Origin of the sequence: Collinsella sp. AM43-1, from assembly GCF_003467925.1 — a bacterium.
Classification (GTDB): Bacteria; Actinomycetota; Coriobacteriia; order Coriobacteriales; family Coriobacteriaceae; genus Collinsella.
Map to the genome: position 1 here is coordinate 1 of NZ_QSFR01000013.1, position 15058 is coordinate 15058.

A 15058-nucleotide genomic window follows, 5' to 3' on the forward strand; every position below is an offset into this window, starting at 1 on the left:
GATGAATATGGGAGGTGTTCGGATGAAGTTGCCAATCAAGGGAATTTTGAAAAGAGTTTTTCGAGACCATTTCGAGCATTTCCCACCGGTTTCATAGGAGTAAACTTGCCCCACTGCAAATGCTCGAAAGGACCGGCATGAAAGAACTCTCCAACCGCACGGCAACGTTTACCGATTCCGTCATCCGTCGCATGACGCGCATCTCCAACAAGTATGGCGCCGTCAACCTGTCACAGGGCTTCCCCGACTTTGATCCCCCGGCGCAGCTGCTCGATAGCCTCAGCACCATCGCCACCGATCCCAAGCCGCTCTACCACCAGTACTCCATCACCTGGGGCTCTCAGGCCATGCGCGAGGCGCTTGCCGCCAAGCAGGAGCACTTTATGGGCATGCCGATCAACCCCAACGAGAATATTGTAGTCACCTGCGGCTCCACCGAGGCCATGATGGCCGCCATGATGACGGTCACGAACCCCGGCGACAAGGTCGTCATTTTCTCGCCGTTCTACGAGAACTACGGCGCTGACACCATTCTCTCGGGCGCCGAGCCCATCTATGTGCCGCTCAACCCGCCCATCTTTGACTTCGACCGTGAGGTCCTCGAGGCGGCCTTCCGCGACAACGATCCCAAGGCGATCGTCCTATGCAACCCGTCCAACCCCTGTGGCAAGGTCTTTACGCGCGAGGAGCTCACTTTTATTGCCGACCTGTGCAAGAAGTACGACGCCTACTGCATCACCGACGAGGTGTACGAGCACATCGTCTACGCTCCCCACGAGCACGTCTATATGGCCACGCTGCCCGGCATGTTCGAGCGAACCATCAGCTGCAGCTCGCTGTCTAAGACGTACTCCATCACCGGCTGGCGCCTGGGCTACACCATTGCCCCAGCCCAGATCACCGAGCGTATCAAAAAGGTCCACGACTTCCTCACCGTCGGCGCCGCCGCGCCCCTGCAGGAAGCCGTCGTCACTGCCCTCAATTTCGACGACAGTTATTACCAGGAGGTCCTCGACCTCTACACCGCCAAGCGCGACCTATTCTGTCAGGGACTCGACAGCATCGGCCTCACGCACAACGTGCCGCAGGGCGCGTACTACGTGATGATGGACATCTCTGAGTTTGGCTATGACAGCGACCTCGACTTCTGCGAGGATCTGGCCTCCAAGGTGGGCGTGGGCTCCGTTCCGGGCTCCAGCTTCTTCCGCGAGCCCGTCAACCACCTCATCCGCTTCCACTTTGCCAAGCGAGACGAGACGCTCAACGCAGCACTGGAGAACCTCAAGTTCCTGCGTGATAAAATCAAACCGCGCGGGTAAGGACGGCCCGGCACTAAATGCACCCCGAGGCCGGCCACATCCTGGTCACGCGCGACCCGCGCGACACCATTGGCGAGCACAGCGGCTGCCCCTTCCACGACAACTGCCTCGAGGGCCTCATCGCCGGCCCCGGCGTTAAAAAGCGCTGGGGTGGCAAGAGCGCCGGAGAGATGGCCGATGACCCGGAGGCCATGGACCTGCTCGCCGGCTATCTTGCGCAGGCGCTCATGACCTACATCCTGTGCTACGCACCGCAGAAGATCGTCATCGGTGGCGGCGTGGCCGACCACACCCCCATCGCGCCGCTCGCACGCAAGAAGTGCGCCGAGATGCTCAACGGCTACATCGTCACGCCCGAGATGGCCGACATCGATAGCTACATCGTCAACAACAGCCTCGAGGGCAAGCAGGGCATCATGGGCTGCCTGGCCCTAGGCGCACAGGCGCTTCAGTAACAGACGCACCCACAGGGCGTGGCGCACCCGGCAAATCCGACCTATGGAACGACGCCGCCACACCTCATATAAGCCCTCCAATAAAAAAGGCCGCCTAGGACCAAACAATGCGTCCTTAGGCGGCCTTTTTGGCGCACATCAGCGACCGTAAGAGATATCGGAGCACAACGCCCGTTGCCGCTCCACAGCAGTCGATCATCACATCAGTGATCATGCCGGCGCGTCCCGGCACAAAGAGCTGAATCGTCTCGTCGATCGAGGGAATCAGCAGCAGGAACACTGCCGTGGGCAGCAGCACGTCAAAGGTGCGTCGGCCCTCAAAATCAAAGGCGTGCGTTGCCAGGATGCCGAGCACCAAATACTCGGTAAAATGCGCGCACTTACGAACAACAAAGTTGGTCACCCATTCATATGGAAGTCCCACGCCGTGCAGAAAACCGCGGATAGCTTCCATGACCGTTAGGCTCAGTGAGCCCGACCCCGAGCCGGGAACCAGCGAATTGCCCCAGATCAAGAGCGCCATCAGGCAGGTTACGACCGCCCATTTTCGATTGATCTTAACCATGCAGAAGTTATGCCTCCGCACGGAGCGGCGCGAAGCTGGCGGTACCGCCCTCGATAACGCTCAGATAAGCACGGCCCGTACGCTTGGCGGTAGAGGACTGAAGACGCTCGATCTCTTCCTCGAGGATCTGATTGACGCGCTCGTGACGACGATTTTCCATAATGCCGGCGGCAATAGCCTCGGCCCGCTCGATGCTCTCACGCGAGATACGGGCAGTATCCTCGGGGAACACAGCGCTGTGACGGCCGACATAGGCGGGGGCAGCAGGCTGAGGGGCAGCGACGGGAGCGGGGGCTGAAACAGGAGCAGGCTCGTCAATCTCATCCAGAATCGCGGTGGCGGCGGCCCACATACCCTCGTGGCCCGAGTAATCGGCCATGGGGACATCAACCTCGAGCGAGGCGTCCGGAAGGTCGCCGGTGTCGATGCGATCTTGGGCATCAATCGATGCGGTGATGGCTGCAGGCTCATCGAGGTCATCGAGATCGATGCCCGCGGCACCGGAGATGATAGGCATGCTGGCGAGGTTTGCATTGTACGGCGCAGCCTCGGCCGCCTGCTGCTGGGCAGGAGCGCCCCACAGCGAGCTTTCGGCGGCACGGCGGGCGGCAACGGCCTCCTCGTCCGCAGCCATGGCTTCATCAACGTACGAATTGTCGGCAGAAGCGTTCGCGTCCGCCGAGGTAGCGTTGTAGGCGTTATTGGCTGCCGCGTTGGCGACGAGTGCCACGAAAGCCGCCGTGCTGCCCGCAGGGGCGGCCTGGGAGCCAGACACGGCGCGTGCCGCGGCGGCGATGTCGTCGCGATTGAAGGAGCCGGTCTGCCCGCCGTTGGTGAGCTCGTCGATGGCGACTTGATAGACGTCGCGCGAGTGTGCAGGGTCGCAGCTCACCGGCGAATCGTCGTCGAGCATACTGTCGATCATGGACCAAGCCTCGTCCTCGTCCATAGCATCTGCGGCTCGAGCGATGGTAGGGACACCATCATCGGCATGACGGCGCTGGAACGCACCGGTCAGGCCGGAAAGGAATGCCGAGGTAGACTGCTCCGCCTGAGCCTGAGAAGCAGAAGCCGCAGCGTAAGGAGTCGCATCCTGCTGCTGAGCTGGAATCGAGGCGGTCTTGAACTCGCTTTGATGCTGATTGAGATTGGCGGCACCGCCCATGGCATCGGGCTGGAACAGACGCTCTTCACGCTGCGCACGATACTCGGAGATACCCAGCGAGGCGGCATAGATACCCACGCCCGCCACCGCGCCTACGGCGAAGGGAACCGCACCCGCCACGACCGTCTCGTTCACAGACGAAAACGGTAGCGTCGCGGCATACATAACCACGGGAGCGGCAAGGCCGATCCCGCACGAAAGTCCGGCAAGGACTGCTCGTTGTGTTGCATCAGAAGAAGCCATGAGCTCTCCCCATCTTCCAGCACCCAAATCGCATCATTCAGTTGGCTGCGCGAGAGAAGATGAAGCGGGGCTATGCCCCAAAGCAACGGTATATGGTTCGTTTCATCTGCGTTTTCCGTCGCGAAGCTTAAAAGCTATTATGCGAAACCGCCCCGTCGATTGCAAGCGACGATGTCGGATTGAAACGGGAAACCTGCTGCTCGTCGGTCTTATGGTTAAAAATAAGCGCGGAGCGGCGATATGGAAAAGGGCCGAGGCTCAAAGCCCCGACCCTTTATCGCATTGATGACTATCGCTGCGTGTGGATGACAACCTAGAACGTCTGCTCGTAGTCGCTGTGTTTTTTGGCCGAACGCACCAAGAATTCCTGGTTGGTGTTGGTGCCCTTAAGACCCTTGATAAACGATGCGGCTGCGCGCTCGGTGTTGTTCATGCCGGCAAGAATGCGACGCAGACCAAAGACAAACGGACGCATCTGCTCGTCGACCAACAGGTCCTCGTTACGCGTACCGGAGGCAACGGGGTCGATAGCCGGGAAGATGCGGCGGTCGGCCAGGTCGCGGTCGAGCTTAAGCTCCATGTTGCCGGTGCCCTTGAACTCCTCAAAGATGACCTCGTCCATCTTGGAACCGGTGTCGATGAGGGCAGAGGCCAGGATGGTGAGCGAGCCACCGTTCTCGATATTACGGGCTGCGCCCAGGAAGCGCTTGGGAGGATACAGTGCCGCCGAATCGACGCCGCCCGAAAGGATGCGGCCTGAGGCGGGCGCCGCCAAGTTGTAGGCGCGGGCAAGACGCGTGATGGAGTCGAGCACCACCACAACATCGCCGCCCAGCTCCACGATGCGCTTGGCGCGCTCGATAACGAGCTCTGCCACGCGAGTGTGGTTGTCGGCGGGCATATCGAAGGTCGACGCCACAACCTCGCCCTTGATGGAACGCTGCATATCGGTGACCTCTTCGGGGCGCTCGTCGACGAGCAGGCAGATGAGGTGCACCTCGGGGTTGTTAATCGAGATGGACTGGCAGATCTTCTTGAGGATCGTGGTCTTGCCGGCCTTGGGCGGGGACACGATCAGGCCACGCTGGCCCTTGCCGATCGGCGACACGATGTCGATGGCGCGACCGGTAATGGAGTCCTTGCCGTGCTCCATGCGCAGCGGCTCGTTGGGATAGACCGGGGTGAGGTCGCCGAACTTGGGGCGGTTGCGAATCTGCTCGGGGTCCAGACCGTTGACGGTCGTGATTTTGGCGAGGCCGGCGCGCTTGTCGCCGCCGCGCGAAGGACGCAGCGAGCCCTCGATGACGTCGCCCGTGCGCAGGCGCGCGGAGCGGATGAGGTAGGCGGGCACGAAGGCGTCGTCGTTGGACTTCATGTAGCCATGGGCGTGGATGATGCCGGAGCTGTCCGGGCGAATCTGCAGAATGCCCTTGATGTCGCGGAAGCCCTCGGCCTTCGCAGCGGTGACGTAGATTTCCTCGACGAGCTCGGCCTTCTTCTTGCCGGTCGTCTCGATCTCGAACTCCTTAGCCTTCTCGCGCAGCTCAGCGACCTTCATGGCCGCGAGTTCCTCGCGCGAAAGCGTGGGCTCGGTGGGAGCGGCATTACGCTCCTTGTTGCGCTGTTTGCGATCGCGCTGGCGGTTGCGACGGTCGTTGTTGCGGTCGTCCTTACGCTCGTTGCGCTCGTCGTTGCGCTTGTGCTGGCGACGGTTGGGACGAGTGCCGTCTTCGCCCTCAGCGGGGGCGGCACCATCGGTTGCGGCGGTGCCAACATTGGCCGCGGCGGCGTCATTGGCCTCGGCGCCAGAATCAACCTGCGCTTCGACATCCTGCTGCTCGGACGCCTTGGCCTTAACGGACTTCTTACGACCGCGCTTGGGCTTCTCGGATGCAGGCTGTTCGACGTCCTGGGCCTTGGCGACATCAGTCGACGCATCGGCGGTCGTCTCGGCAGAATCCTCGGACGCACCCTTCTTGGCAGCCTTGGCCTTGGACGTGCGCTTAGCAGCAGTACGACGGCTGCGACCGGGACGGACGTCGGCGGGCTCGGCATCGGCGGGAGCGGCCTCGGAAGTCGTAGCATCCTGGACGGGTGCATCGGCAGCGGTTGCAGACTCGGCGGTCGCCGCAGCATCCCGAGCGGCGGCGGCTGCTGCTGCGGCCTTCTCTGCCTCGACAAAGGCCTTGGGCTTGCGACCGCGACGGTGCGGGCGCAAAGCCGGATCGACAACGGGAACTTCGTTGGCCTCGACAGGCGCAGCGGGCTCAACAGGCAATGTGCCCTCCCCTGCCGCGGAACGGACCGAAGCCTCAGTGAGCTCGGGGGCTACCTGTTCCGCAACTTGCTCGGCCTTAGCAGCCGTGCGGCGGCGTGTGCGCGGTGCCGGCTTCTCGGTCGGCAGGTCGGCGGCAGGGGTCTCGATGGCGGCAGGCGTCTCGGGCACAGACGGAGCTGCAAGCTCGGTCAGAGCCGCGGCCTCGCGCTCGGCAGCACGACGGCGGGCGCGCACCACCTGAGCCTCGCTAATCTGCGCCAACGCACGTGCCTGCGCGACCTCATCGGAAATCGGCACCGAGGAGTCAGCTGCAACGGTGCGCTTGGCGCGCGTCGTGCGCGTGGTACGGCGCTTGGGCTTGGTGACCTCCTCGCCGTCAGCGGCAGGCTTGGCCGTGCGGCGCGCGAGCCTGGGCTTTGCCGGAGCAGCCTCCTCACCAGTTGCAGGCACGGCCTTCTCAGCCGCCACAGGCATAGGCGTCGAAGCAGCCTTAGGCGTCTCAGGAGCCGAGGCTTGCGCGGGCGCCGCGACCTGGTCCGACGCAACCGGTGCAGCGGGAGCGGCCTGCGTCGTCGTTATTTCGTTTTCTTGCTGTTGATCAGACACAGTGTTTGCTCAACTTTCTTTTCAAGCCCTGTAATCACATGCTCCCTGCATAAACCTTCAGGGCGGCTAAACAGTCTAGTTCCGTTCAAAACGACGGATATCATTGATCTGTATCGAGATGATTGCGTCATATATGCAGCGTTAGTGTAACACAACCGCAACCACCTGCAACTTAGTCATTGGACGTTCTTAAACGCCCAGTCATCAGGGACACTCCTCCTCAAAAGCGCCTTGAAATGTCGCGCCAGAGGAGTGAAGCCGTGGCACCCGGAATAGCCGCGCCACGAATCGCGCCCATCTACTACGTTTGCACCCGAGCCCCTGACCATACCCTTGTTTTTTTCATAAACAACGAGTCTGCTACCTGCGGTTTTAATATCGTACTTTTCGGCATGGTTCGGGATATGCGTCCAAACGTAGGAGATGAGCACGATTCGCGGCGGACGGTATCCCGCCACCCCTCCGCGAGACAAAAATGATCCATTTTCCTCCGTCCCCAAGGGACAATTTTCAAAACTACGCCGGATTACGGGGCCAGAATGCTGCAAGCCAACCATACCCTGCATTTTCAAGAAACAATAAACCGTCTAGCTGCGGTTTTATTTTCACTGCTGTCGCTATGGTCGCCAGGCAGCGATTCAGCCCCGTAAACCGGTATAGTTGCGATTTGGTAGCATTTTCCAACACGCCTAAAAGCCCCGCCAAACGAAAAAAGCCCGACCTCCGCATGGAGATCGGGCTTATAGGGTTCAGCAAAGCCGAACCTACACGGTCAAATGACCCGCAGATTACATCTGCTCGGGCGCGGAAACGCCAACGAGGGTAAGCACCAGGGCGAGCGTCACGCGGACGGCGTCGCAGGCGGCCAGACGGGCGCGCGAGAGCTCGGGGTCGACGGGACGGCCCTCGCTCGGCAGAACCTGGCAGGCGGCGTAGAAGCTGTGGAAGTCGCCGGCGAGCTCCTCGGCAAAGTGCGTCAGGCGGAACGGGGCGCGATCGCGAGCGCAGCTGGCAATCAGGTCGGTGAGCTCGTTGAGCTTACGCGACAGGGCGAGCTCGGTCGGGTCGGTCAGCAGCGAGTAATCGACGTTCTCACCGATGGCCTTGGCGGCGACGGCCTTCATGCCCATCTCGGCGGCCTGCTCGGCAGTAACGTCGGCGGCACGGCGCAGGATGGAGCACACGCGAGCGTGAGCGTACTGCACGTAGTACACCGGGTTGGAGTTGTCGCGCTTCTTGACGGCCTCGATGTCGAAGTCGACCATCTGGTTGGAGCTCTTGGAGATGAGCGTGTAGCGAGCGGCGTCGGAGCCGACCTCGTCGACGAGTTCCTGCAGGGTCACCATGGTGCCCTTGCGCTTGGACATACGGACGGGCTTGCCGTTGCGCAGCAGGTTGACGAGCTGGCCCAGCAGAACCTCAAACTTGCCGGGATAGCCAAGAGCGTCACAGACGCAGCGGACGCGCTCGATGTAGCCGTGGTGGTCGGCGCCCCAGATGTCGATGACGTGGTCGACGCGCTGGAACTTATCCCAGTGATAGGCAACATCGGAGGCGAAGTAGGTGTACTCGCCATCGGACTTGATCAGGACGCGGTCCTTGTCATCGCCCAGGTCGGTGGAGCGGAACCACAGGGCGCCGTCCTTGGTGTAGAGGTAGCCCATCTTGTCGAGCTTCTCAAAAGCGCGGTCGACGGCAGAGGTACCGGCGGTCTCGCCCTCGGTGTCCTTCACGTACAGCGAACGCTCGGAGTACCAACGATCGAAGTCGCAGTTGACGGCGTGGCAGAGGTCGCGCATGTTGTCGACCATCTTTACGTAGCCGCGCTCGCGGAAGCTCTCCATGCGCTCCTGCGGATCGGCGTCGACCCACTTGTCGCCGTCGGTGCGCCAGAACTCGGCGGCCTCGTCGATGATGTAGTCGCCGCCGTAGGAGTCCTTGCCCAGGGTCTCGGCAAAGTTGTCCTGATACGGATGGGTCTCGGGGTGCTCGTCGTTCTCGTCGGCAACAAAGGCGTCGCGGTCGGCAATCAGCAGCTTGTGAGCCTCGTCGATATCCACGCCCTGCTTGGCGATGATGTCGGCAAGCTGCATATAGCGCGTGCTGATGGAGTTGCCGAAGGTGTTCATCTGAGAGCCGTGGTCGTTGATGTAGAACTCACGCTGGATGTCGTAACCGGCGTGGTCCATAACACGGCAGAGCGAATCGCCCAGCGCGGCCCAGCGGCCGTGACCGATGTGCATGGGGCCGACGGGGTTGGCGGAAACGAACTCGACCTGGGTCTTCAGGCCACCACCGACGTTGGACTTAGCGAAGTCCATGCCCTTCTCGCGAGCCTCGCCAAAGATGGCATTCTTGACGGCAACGGAGAGGTAGAAGTTGATGAAGCCGGGGCCTGCGATCTCAACCTTCTCAATCGCGGGGTCCTCGGGCATATGGGCAACGATGGCCTCGGCGATCTTGCGCGGGGCGCAGTGAGCCAGCTTGGCGGACTTCAGGGCCATGGTGGAGGTCCACTCGCCATGAGAAGTGTCAGCCGGTCGCTCGATAGCGCAATCGTCAAGTTCAAATGCGGAAAGGTCGCCGGCCTCCTGGGCCGCAGCAAGCGCAGCGCGTACCAGCTCTTCAATCTTCTCGGGCATAGATCCTCCTTGTGTTAAAGCCCCCGAGCTCTTGGTCACTCGTAGGGCAAAAGCCAGAGTTTGTAGCACTCTATCACAAGCGACGGGCACTGTCGCAGGGTAAAGCTAATAGATATTGCATATGCACAAAAATGACTACAGCTTGCATGGAGTCACTCAAAGATGCCGGTCTGCCTGCAGATTATGCAGGCGTTGAAAATGCATAAAGGTGTGAATGAGCTGCGTCTGTTATCGAATACTCTTACCTATCAGAATTGTGTGCTTTTCCTGCATAAAGTAAGGGTTTGCGCACGTCAGCGTGTTATTCTAGACATACGTAAATTCGTATAAGTTGGAGGTAGCATGTTCTCAATCGGTCAACACGTCATTCATCCGGGTCAGGGAGTCTGCACCGTCGTCGGTTTTAGGGACGACACGCCGCAGCCCATGCTGTTGCTCGAGACCAAGCAGGGACATGCGCAGACGATCCTCATGTACCCCGTGGCGCAGGCCGATCGTTTGCATGCCGCCATCTCCCAGCAAGATGCCGAGCACCTGCTGAGCCACTATGACGAGCTGGAGTGCGACACCTTTACCGAGCGTAACAGCTCGCTTGAGGAGACGCACTTTAAGCAGCAGCTCAAGCTGGGCGCGCCCGAGACGGTCCGCGTGGCAAAGACCATGATGCACCGCATTCGCCAGGCCGAGGAAGCTGATAAAAAGCCCAGCTCTTACTACATGCGCGTACTCAAGGAGGCCAAGCGCCGCTCCATTGAGGAGTTCGCCGTGGCCCTGGGCGTCACCGAAGAGGACGCCGAAGCCCGCCTAGCCCAAGCCGCCCTCAACTAACCTGCCAAAAAGGGACAGGTTTATTTTGGCAGGTTCTATCTGGCCAAACATCAACAAACAATCAGTAAATGGTCGGGTGCTCCGTTTTGTTTAAGAGCGCCCGACCATTTTTCTATCGCCGCAAAAATGCGTGAAGCCCATTTGCGATGACATCACGCGAGGGCCGTCCAGATCGACGTAACCAACGCCCGCATCCACAACAAGCGCGCCCGTCTTACTCAATTACCATTAAAAAGCATCAATTTGAAAACGCAATTATATTTCGGCAGGTAGCAGCTATAGTCGGTGAACTGAATCTCGACAACCGAAGCCCCCGAATGAGGTATCTTCAGCCCATCCAAGCTAAAGGAGGGGCCATGCCGAGAAAACCTCGTTCAAAGTCACCAACCGGTTATTTCCACATCACGTTGCGTGGAAACGGAGGGCAATTGCTGTTTGACGATGCCGAGGACCGAATCGCCATGCTTCAGATCCTCGATGCGATCCTCCCCAAACACAATATCGAGCTTATCGCTTGGTGCCTTATGGGAAACCACATTCATCTGCTCATCGACGATCCGGACGACCGCAAGAGCGACGCGATGCATGCGATAGCCGTATCGTATGCGGGCAGGTACAATGCGCGGACGGGGCATATCGGCCACGTGTTTCAGGAGCGGTTTTGGGATTCGCCCATTAAGTCAGAAGTATATTTACTCGAGGCAATTCGATACATTCATTTGAATCCACAAAAAGCGGGACTGGCAGCATACGACGAATATCCCTGGAGCAGCCATCGCGAGTATCTCATGAGTGCCAGGTCACGGCCGCATGTTACCGGCAGCGTTGTCGGTGTTATATTCCCAACACCTCGCTCATACCTTCGGCTCATGGAAAGTACGCCGTCGCTTCCCTATCGCCCCAGCGCAACAGCCAAGGTTCGCGAGGAAGATCTATGCGAATTTGGCACGGCAATCGTGCAGAGTGTCGCAGGATGTGCTCCGACGGAACTCAAATCCGCCTCCAAGCCACTTCGCAATGAGGCGATTCTCGCGCTTCGAAAACAAGGGCTAACGATTAAGCAGGTTCAGCTGCTGACCGGACTGGGAACATGGATTATCAAGAACGCGTCGTAGCGTCGCGTTTGCCGAGTTACGGATACGGCGAAGCGCAGCTGTCTGCCGCGAGGCGCCGCCATTCGCCAGCTTCACCATGTCAAACAGAAAACGCTTCCGCTGAATAACATCCAACGGAAGCGTTTTCCCAGATAAAACCTACCAAAATAAACCTGTCCCTTTTTGGCAGGTTAGGCCTGGAAGGTGTCGCGGTCGGGCGCGAAGGACTGCATGGCCGCGATGGTGCGGTCAAAGAGCTCGGGGAGCTCCCAGCCGAGCATCAGGGCGCCCTGCGAAATCACGTCGCGCGAGCAGCCGGCGGCAAAGCGCTTGTCCTTGAACTTCTTCTTGAGCGACTTGGTCGTAAAGTCCATAACGCTCTTGCTCGGGCGCATGATGACGGCGGCGCCGATCAGGCCGGTGAGCTCATCGCAGGCAAACAGGATCTTTTCCATCTGCAGCTCGGGTTTGGGCAGCGAGGTGTTGAAGTCCGACGTGTGCGTCTGGATGGCGCGAATGAGCTCGGGAGACGCACCTTCACCCTTAAGAATCTCGGCAGTATAGATGGTGTGGTTCATGGGGTCGTCCTCATGCTCCTCCCAATCCAAGTCGTGCAGCAGGCCGACGATGCCCCAAAACTCCTCGTTCTCGGGGTCGAACTCGCGCGCAAAGTAGCGCATGGTGCCCTCAACCGTCTCGCCATGGGTAATGTGAAACGGGTCCTTGTTGTGCTCGTTGAGCAGTTCGAATGCGCGGTCGCGGGTGATTCCGGCGGTGAGCGTCTGGGACATGGCAATACCTCCAGGTGAGTCGATGTTAGGACACGGTGTCACTATCGTATATCGCCGCGGCTCAAGCCGAAAGGCAAAAAAGTTATGCGGAGAAAAAAGCCGGGCGAACGTGTCGCCCGGCAAAACCGCAGATAAAACCTGCCAAAATAAACCTGTCCCTTTTTGGTAGGTTTAGGGGCGGACCTGACCGGTGCCGCGAAGCTTGTATTTGTAGGTGGTGAGGGCCTCGGCGGCAAAGGGTCCGCGGGCGTGGAGCTTTTGGGTCGAGATGCCAATTTCGGCGCCCAGGCCAAACTCGCCGCCGTCGGTAAAGCGCGTGCTAGCGTTAGCGTACACGGCCGAGGCATCGACCTCATCCAAGAAGCGCTCGCAGGCGTCTGCGTCCTCGGCGATGATGGCCTCGGAATGCATGGTGCCATAGCGGTTGATGTGCGCGATGGCCTCTTCCTCGTTCGCCACGACCTTCACGCTCATCTCGAGGGCCAGATACTCGCGGCCCCAGTCCTCCTCGGTTGCGGCAATGTAAGCATCGCCCTCGGCAAGACCGGCGGCAACGCAAGCGGCACACGTGGCCTCATCGCCGTGAATCAGCACATCGTGGTCGTGCAGCACGGCAACGACCGCAGGCAAAAACACATTGGCCACAGCATGGTCGACCAGCAGCGACTCGGCGGCATTGCACACGCCTACACGCTGGGTCTTGGCATTAACGATAATGTTGAGCGCCTTATCAAAGTCGGCGGACTCATGCACGTAGATGTGACAGTTGCCCGTGCCCGTCTCGATCACCGGAACGAGCGACTCGCGCACGCAGCGCTGGATCAGGCCCGCACCGCCACGCGGAATGAGCACATCGACGACGCCGCGGAGCTTCATGAGCTCGCCGGTGGCCTCGCGGTCGGTAGACTCGATCATCGACACGGCCTCGCGCGGGAAGCCCTTGGCCTCGAGCGCATCGGCCAGCAGTTCGGCAATCATGGCACACGAGTGATAGGCCAGCGAGCCGCCGCGCAGAATGCAGGCGTTGCCGGTGCGGATGCAGATGCCCGCGGCGTCGGCCGTCACGTTGGGGCGCGCCTCGTACACCATGGCGACCAGGCCCAACGGCACGCTCACGCGGGTGAGGTCCACGCCGCTTGCGAGCACGCGGTGGTCGAGCACACGGCCGACAGGATCGGGCAGCTCGGCGAGCTTCTCCAGGCCGACGGCCATGCCCTCAACGCGCTCGGGCGTCAGCAGCAGACGATCGAGCAGTCCGGCCGAGGTACCCGCATCGCGCGCGGCGGACATATCGAGCTCGTTGGCGGCAACGATGGAGTCGATACCGTTGCGCAGCGCTGCGGCCATGGCGCGCACGGCCTCCTGGCGCTGTTCATCGCTCGCCGTGGCAAGCGAGGCCGACGCCGCCTTGGCGGCAACGGCAAGATCGTGGACATACGTGGCTATATCGACCGACATGGGCGGCCCTTTCTCCTAGAAGTTTGCAACCATGGTAGCCGATTTGCGCATGGCCTCGCCCACGGCGGTAGAATTGGTCAACCCGAAACACCGCAACGAACGGAAGACTCACATGGCCCTCATCACTTCGTACCACGTCCCCGGCCTTTACGTCGAGGACCACAGCATCGACGTCCCCCTTGACTGGCGCGGCCTGGAGCCGATGCTCCTGGCCGTCGGCAGCACCATGCGCCGCGGCGCCATGCCAGCGCCCATCGCCGGCGCGCCCGAGAGCATCAAGCTCTTCTACCGCGTGGTCTGCGCGCCCGACCGCATCAACGACGATCTGCCGCTGCTCCTGTTTTTGCAGGGTGGCCCCGGTGGCGAGAGCCCGCGTCCGCTGTCGCCCACGAGCGACGGCTGGATTGAGGAGGCCGTCAAGCACTTCCGCGTGGTCCTTCCCGACCAGCGCGGCACCGGACGCAGCAGCTGCGTGGACGGACGCACGATCGCGGCCTTGGGCGAGCGCGCCGAGGCAGCCGGCGCCGATGCGGCCCGCTCGCAGGCGGACTTCCTCAAGCGTCACCTCGCCAGCTCTATCGTGCGCGATTTTGAGTACCTGCGCCTGGTAGGCTTTGGCGGCAGGCCCTGGGTCACACTCGGGCAGAGCTACGGCGGCTTTTTGACGCTGAGCTATCTGTCGCTCTTCCCCGAGGGCGTGGCGGCAAGCTTTACCTGCGGCGGCATCCCCCACGTGCCGGCGAGCGCAAGCGAAGTCTACGCGCACACCTTCCCGCGCATGGTCGCCAAAACGCAGCAGTATTACGACCGCTACCCTGCCGACGTCGAGCGCGTGGCAGCCCTGGCCGATGCGCTCGAGGCTCAGAAGCCCGTGCTGCCCGACGGCTCGCCGATGACGGTCGAGCGCCTACAGCTCATGGGCAGCGACTTTGGCATGAAGCCGAGCTTTGAGCGCATGCATTGGATTATCGATCACGCTTTTGTTGACGGCGACGGTACGCTGAGCTGCGGCTCCTCAGTATCCGACAGCTTTTTGATGCGCGCCTTCGAGCGCACCAACACGCGCACGAATCCGCTGTACTGGACGCTGCAGGAGTTCATATACGCCGACGGTGACACCATGCCCATTGGCTGGACCGCGGCTGAAGAGAAGGCACACCGCGCCGAGTTTGACACCCTCGCGCGCCCGCTCATGTTTACCGGCGAGGCCATGTTCCCGTGGATGTTCGAGCAGATGCCCGAGCTCAAGCCCTTCAAGCCCGCCATGGACCTGCTGATGGAAGACACCAGCTGGGACAAGATCTACGACCCGCAGCGACTGGCGTGCAACGAGGTGCCCCTGCAGGCCGCGGTGTATTTCGACGACATGTACGTCGATTCGGGCATGCAGCTCGATACGCTCAGCCGCGTGGGTAACTCGCATGCCTGGGTGACCAACGAGTTCGAGCACGACGGTCTACACGGTAGCGTGGTGTTCAAGCACCTCTTCAACGAAGCCCTCAACCGCGGAGACCTGCGCCAAATCTTCTAGCAAAGGAGCGTCCCCACCTGCCGGCACAAAAGGAACGTCCCCAAGTGCCGGCACGAGAAAGACAGCGCCACGGGAAACGATCC

General features: G+C 60.9%; 11 protein-coding genes. 5 read left to right on the forward strand and 6 right to left on the reverse strand.

Annotated elements, in window-relative coordinates; genetic code table 11:
- The first annotated feature begins 137 nt into the window (after positions 1-137).
- Entirely contained in the window at positions 138-1319 is a 1182-nt protein-coding gene (locus DW925_RS07225) for a pyridoxal phosphate-dependent aminotransferase (RefSeq protein WP_117790700.1), read from the forward strand.
- Positions 1320-1336: 17 nt separating this feature from the next.
- On the forward strand, positions 1337-1774 hold the full coding sequence (locus tag DW925_RS07230) for an ROK family protein (protein WP_233540256.1): 438 nt from the start codon (positions 1337-1339) through the stop codon (positions 1772-1774).
- Positions 1775-1889: 115 nt separating this feature from the next.
- On the opposite strand, the gene DW925_RS07235 is transcribed toward DW925_RS07230, so the two are convergent.
- The 4 genes from DW925_RS07235 to argS all read right to left on the reverse strand — a co-directional run bounded on the left by DW925_RS07235 (position 1890) and on the right by argS (position 9273).
- A complete protein-coding gene (locus tag DW925_RS07235) occupies positions 1890-2339 on the reverse strand; it encodes a VanZ family protein (protein ID WP_117583742.1) in 450 nt (149 codons plus the stop codon).
- Between the two features lie 7 nt (positions 2340-2346).
- Positions 2347-3747 carry a hypothetical protein gene (locus DW925_RS07240; RefSeq protein WP_117790701.1) on the reverse strand — a complete coding sequence of 467 codons (1401 nt, stop codon included), beginning with the start codon at positions 3745-3747 and terminating at the stop codon, positions 2347-2349.
- Positions 3748-4060: 313 nt separating this feature from the next.
- Positions 4061-6631 (reverse strand): transcription termination factor Rho, encoded by a 2571-nt coding sequence (gene rho, locus DW925_RS07245; RefSeq protein WP_369831925.1) that lies wholly within the window; start codon positions 6629-6631, stop codon positions 4061-4063.
- Between the two features lie 788 nt (positions 6632-7419).
- Positions 7420-9273 carry an arginine--tRNA ligase gene (argS, locus tag DW925_RS07250; RefSeq protein WP_117716824.1) on the reverse strand — a complete coding sequence of 618 codons (1854 nt, stop codon included), beginning with the start codon at positions 9271-9273 and terminating at the stop codon, positions 7420-7422.
- A 342-nt stretch (positions 9274-9615) separates the two neighbouring features.
- On the opposite strand from argS, the gene DW925_RS07255 reads away from it, so the two are divergent.
- Both DW925_RS07255 and DW925_RS07260 read left to right on the forward strand, forming a co-directional pair.
- Positions 9616-10101, forward strand: a complete 486-nt coding sequence (locus tag DW925_RS07255; protein ID WP_022094807.1) for a CarD family transcriptional regulator — start codon at positions 9616-9618, stop codon at positions 10099-10101.
- 356 nt (positions 10102-10457) lie between these two features.
- On the forward strand, positions 10458-11216 hold the full coding sequence (locus DW925_RS07260; protein ID WP_158552035.1) for a transposase: 759 nt from the start codon (positions 10458-10460) through the stop codon (positions 11214-11216).
- A 170-nt stretch (positions 11217-11386) separates the two neighbouring features.
- On the opposite strand, the gene DW925_RS07265 is transcribed toward DW925_RS07260, so the two are convergent.
- Together DW925_RS07265 and DW925_RS07270 are read right to left on the reverse strand one after the other, a co-directional pair.
- Positions 11387-11986: an HD domain-containing protein gene (locus DW925_RS07265; protein WP_117583747.1), complete on the reverse strand. Its 600-nt coding sequence runs from the start codon at positions 11984-11986 to the stop codon at positions 11387-11389.
- A 171-nt stretch (positions 11987-12157) separates the two neighbouring features.
- On the reverse strand, positions 12158-13444 hold the full coding sequence (locus tag DW925_RS07270; RefSeq protein ID WP_117790703.1) for a glutamate-5-semialdehyde dehydrogenase: 1287 nt from the start codon (positions 13442-13444) through the stop codon (positions 12158-12160).
- A gap of 112 nt (positions 13445-13556) precedes the next feature.
- Here DW925_RS07270 and DW925_RS07275 point away from each other — a divergent pair, with 112 nt between their 5' ends.
- A complete protein-coding gene (locus tag DW925_RS07275) occupies positions 13557-14975 on the forward strand; it encodes an alpha/beta fold hydrolase (protein ID WP_117790704.1) in 1419 nt (472 codons plus the stop codon).
- The last annotated feature ends 83 nt before the right edge of the window (positions 14976-15058 follow it).

What these genes read in the sequence shown, in the direction of transcription:
- DW925_RS07225 (WP_117790700.1), top strand. Translation starts at nt 138, where the DNA reads ATGAAAGAACTCTCCAACCGCACGGCAACGTTTACCGATTCCGTCATC.
- DW925_RS07230 (WP_233540256.1), top strand. Translation starts at nt 1,337, where the DNA reads ATGCACCCCGAGGCCGGCCACATCCTGGTCACGCGCGACCCGCGCGAC.
- DW925_RS07235 (WP_117583742.1), bottom strand. Translation starts at nt 2,339, where the DNA reads ATGGTTAAGATCAATCGAAAATGGGCGGTCGTAACCTGCCTGATGGCG.
- DW925_RS07240 (WP_117790701.1), bottom strand. Translation starts at nt 3,747, where the DNA reads ATGGCTTCTTCTGATGCAACACAACGAGCAGTCCTTGCCGGACTTTCG.
- argS (WP_117716824.1), bottom strand. Translation starts at nt 9,273, where the DNA reads ATGCCCGAGAAGATTGAAGAGCTGGTACGCGCTGCGCTTGCTGCGGCC.
- DW925_RS07255 (WP_022094807.1), top strand. Translation starts at nt 9,616, where the DNA reads ATGTTCTCAATCGGTCAACACGTCATTCATCCGGGTCAGGGAGTCTGC.
- DW925_RS07260 (WP_158552035.1), top strand. Translation starts at nt 10,458, where the DNA reads ATGCCGAGAAAACCTCGTTCAAAGTCACCAACCGGTTATTTCCACATC.
- DW925_RS07265 (WP_117583747.1), bottom strand. Translation starts at nt 11,986, where the DNA reads ATGTCCCAGACGCTCACCGCCGGAATCACCCGCGACCGCGCATTCGAA.
- DW925_RS07270 (WP_117790703.1), bottom strand. Translation starts at nt 13,444, where the DNA reads ATGTCGGTCGATATAGCCACGTATGTCCACGATCTTGCCGTTGCCGCC.
- DW925_RS07275 (WP_117790704.1), top strand. Translation starts at nt 13,557, where the DNA reads ATGGCCCTCATCACTTCGTACCACGTCCCCGGCCTTTACGTCGAGGAC.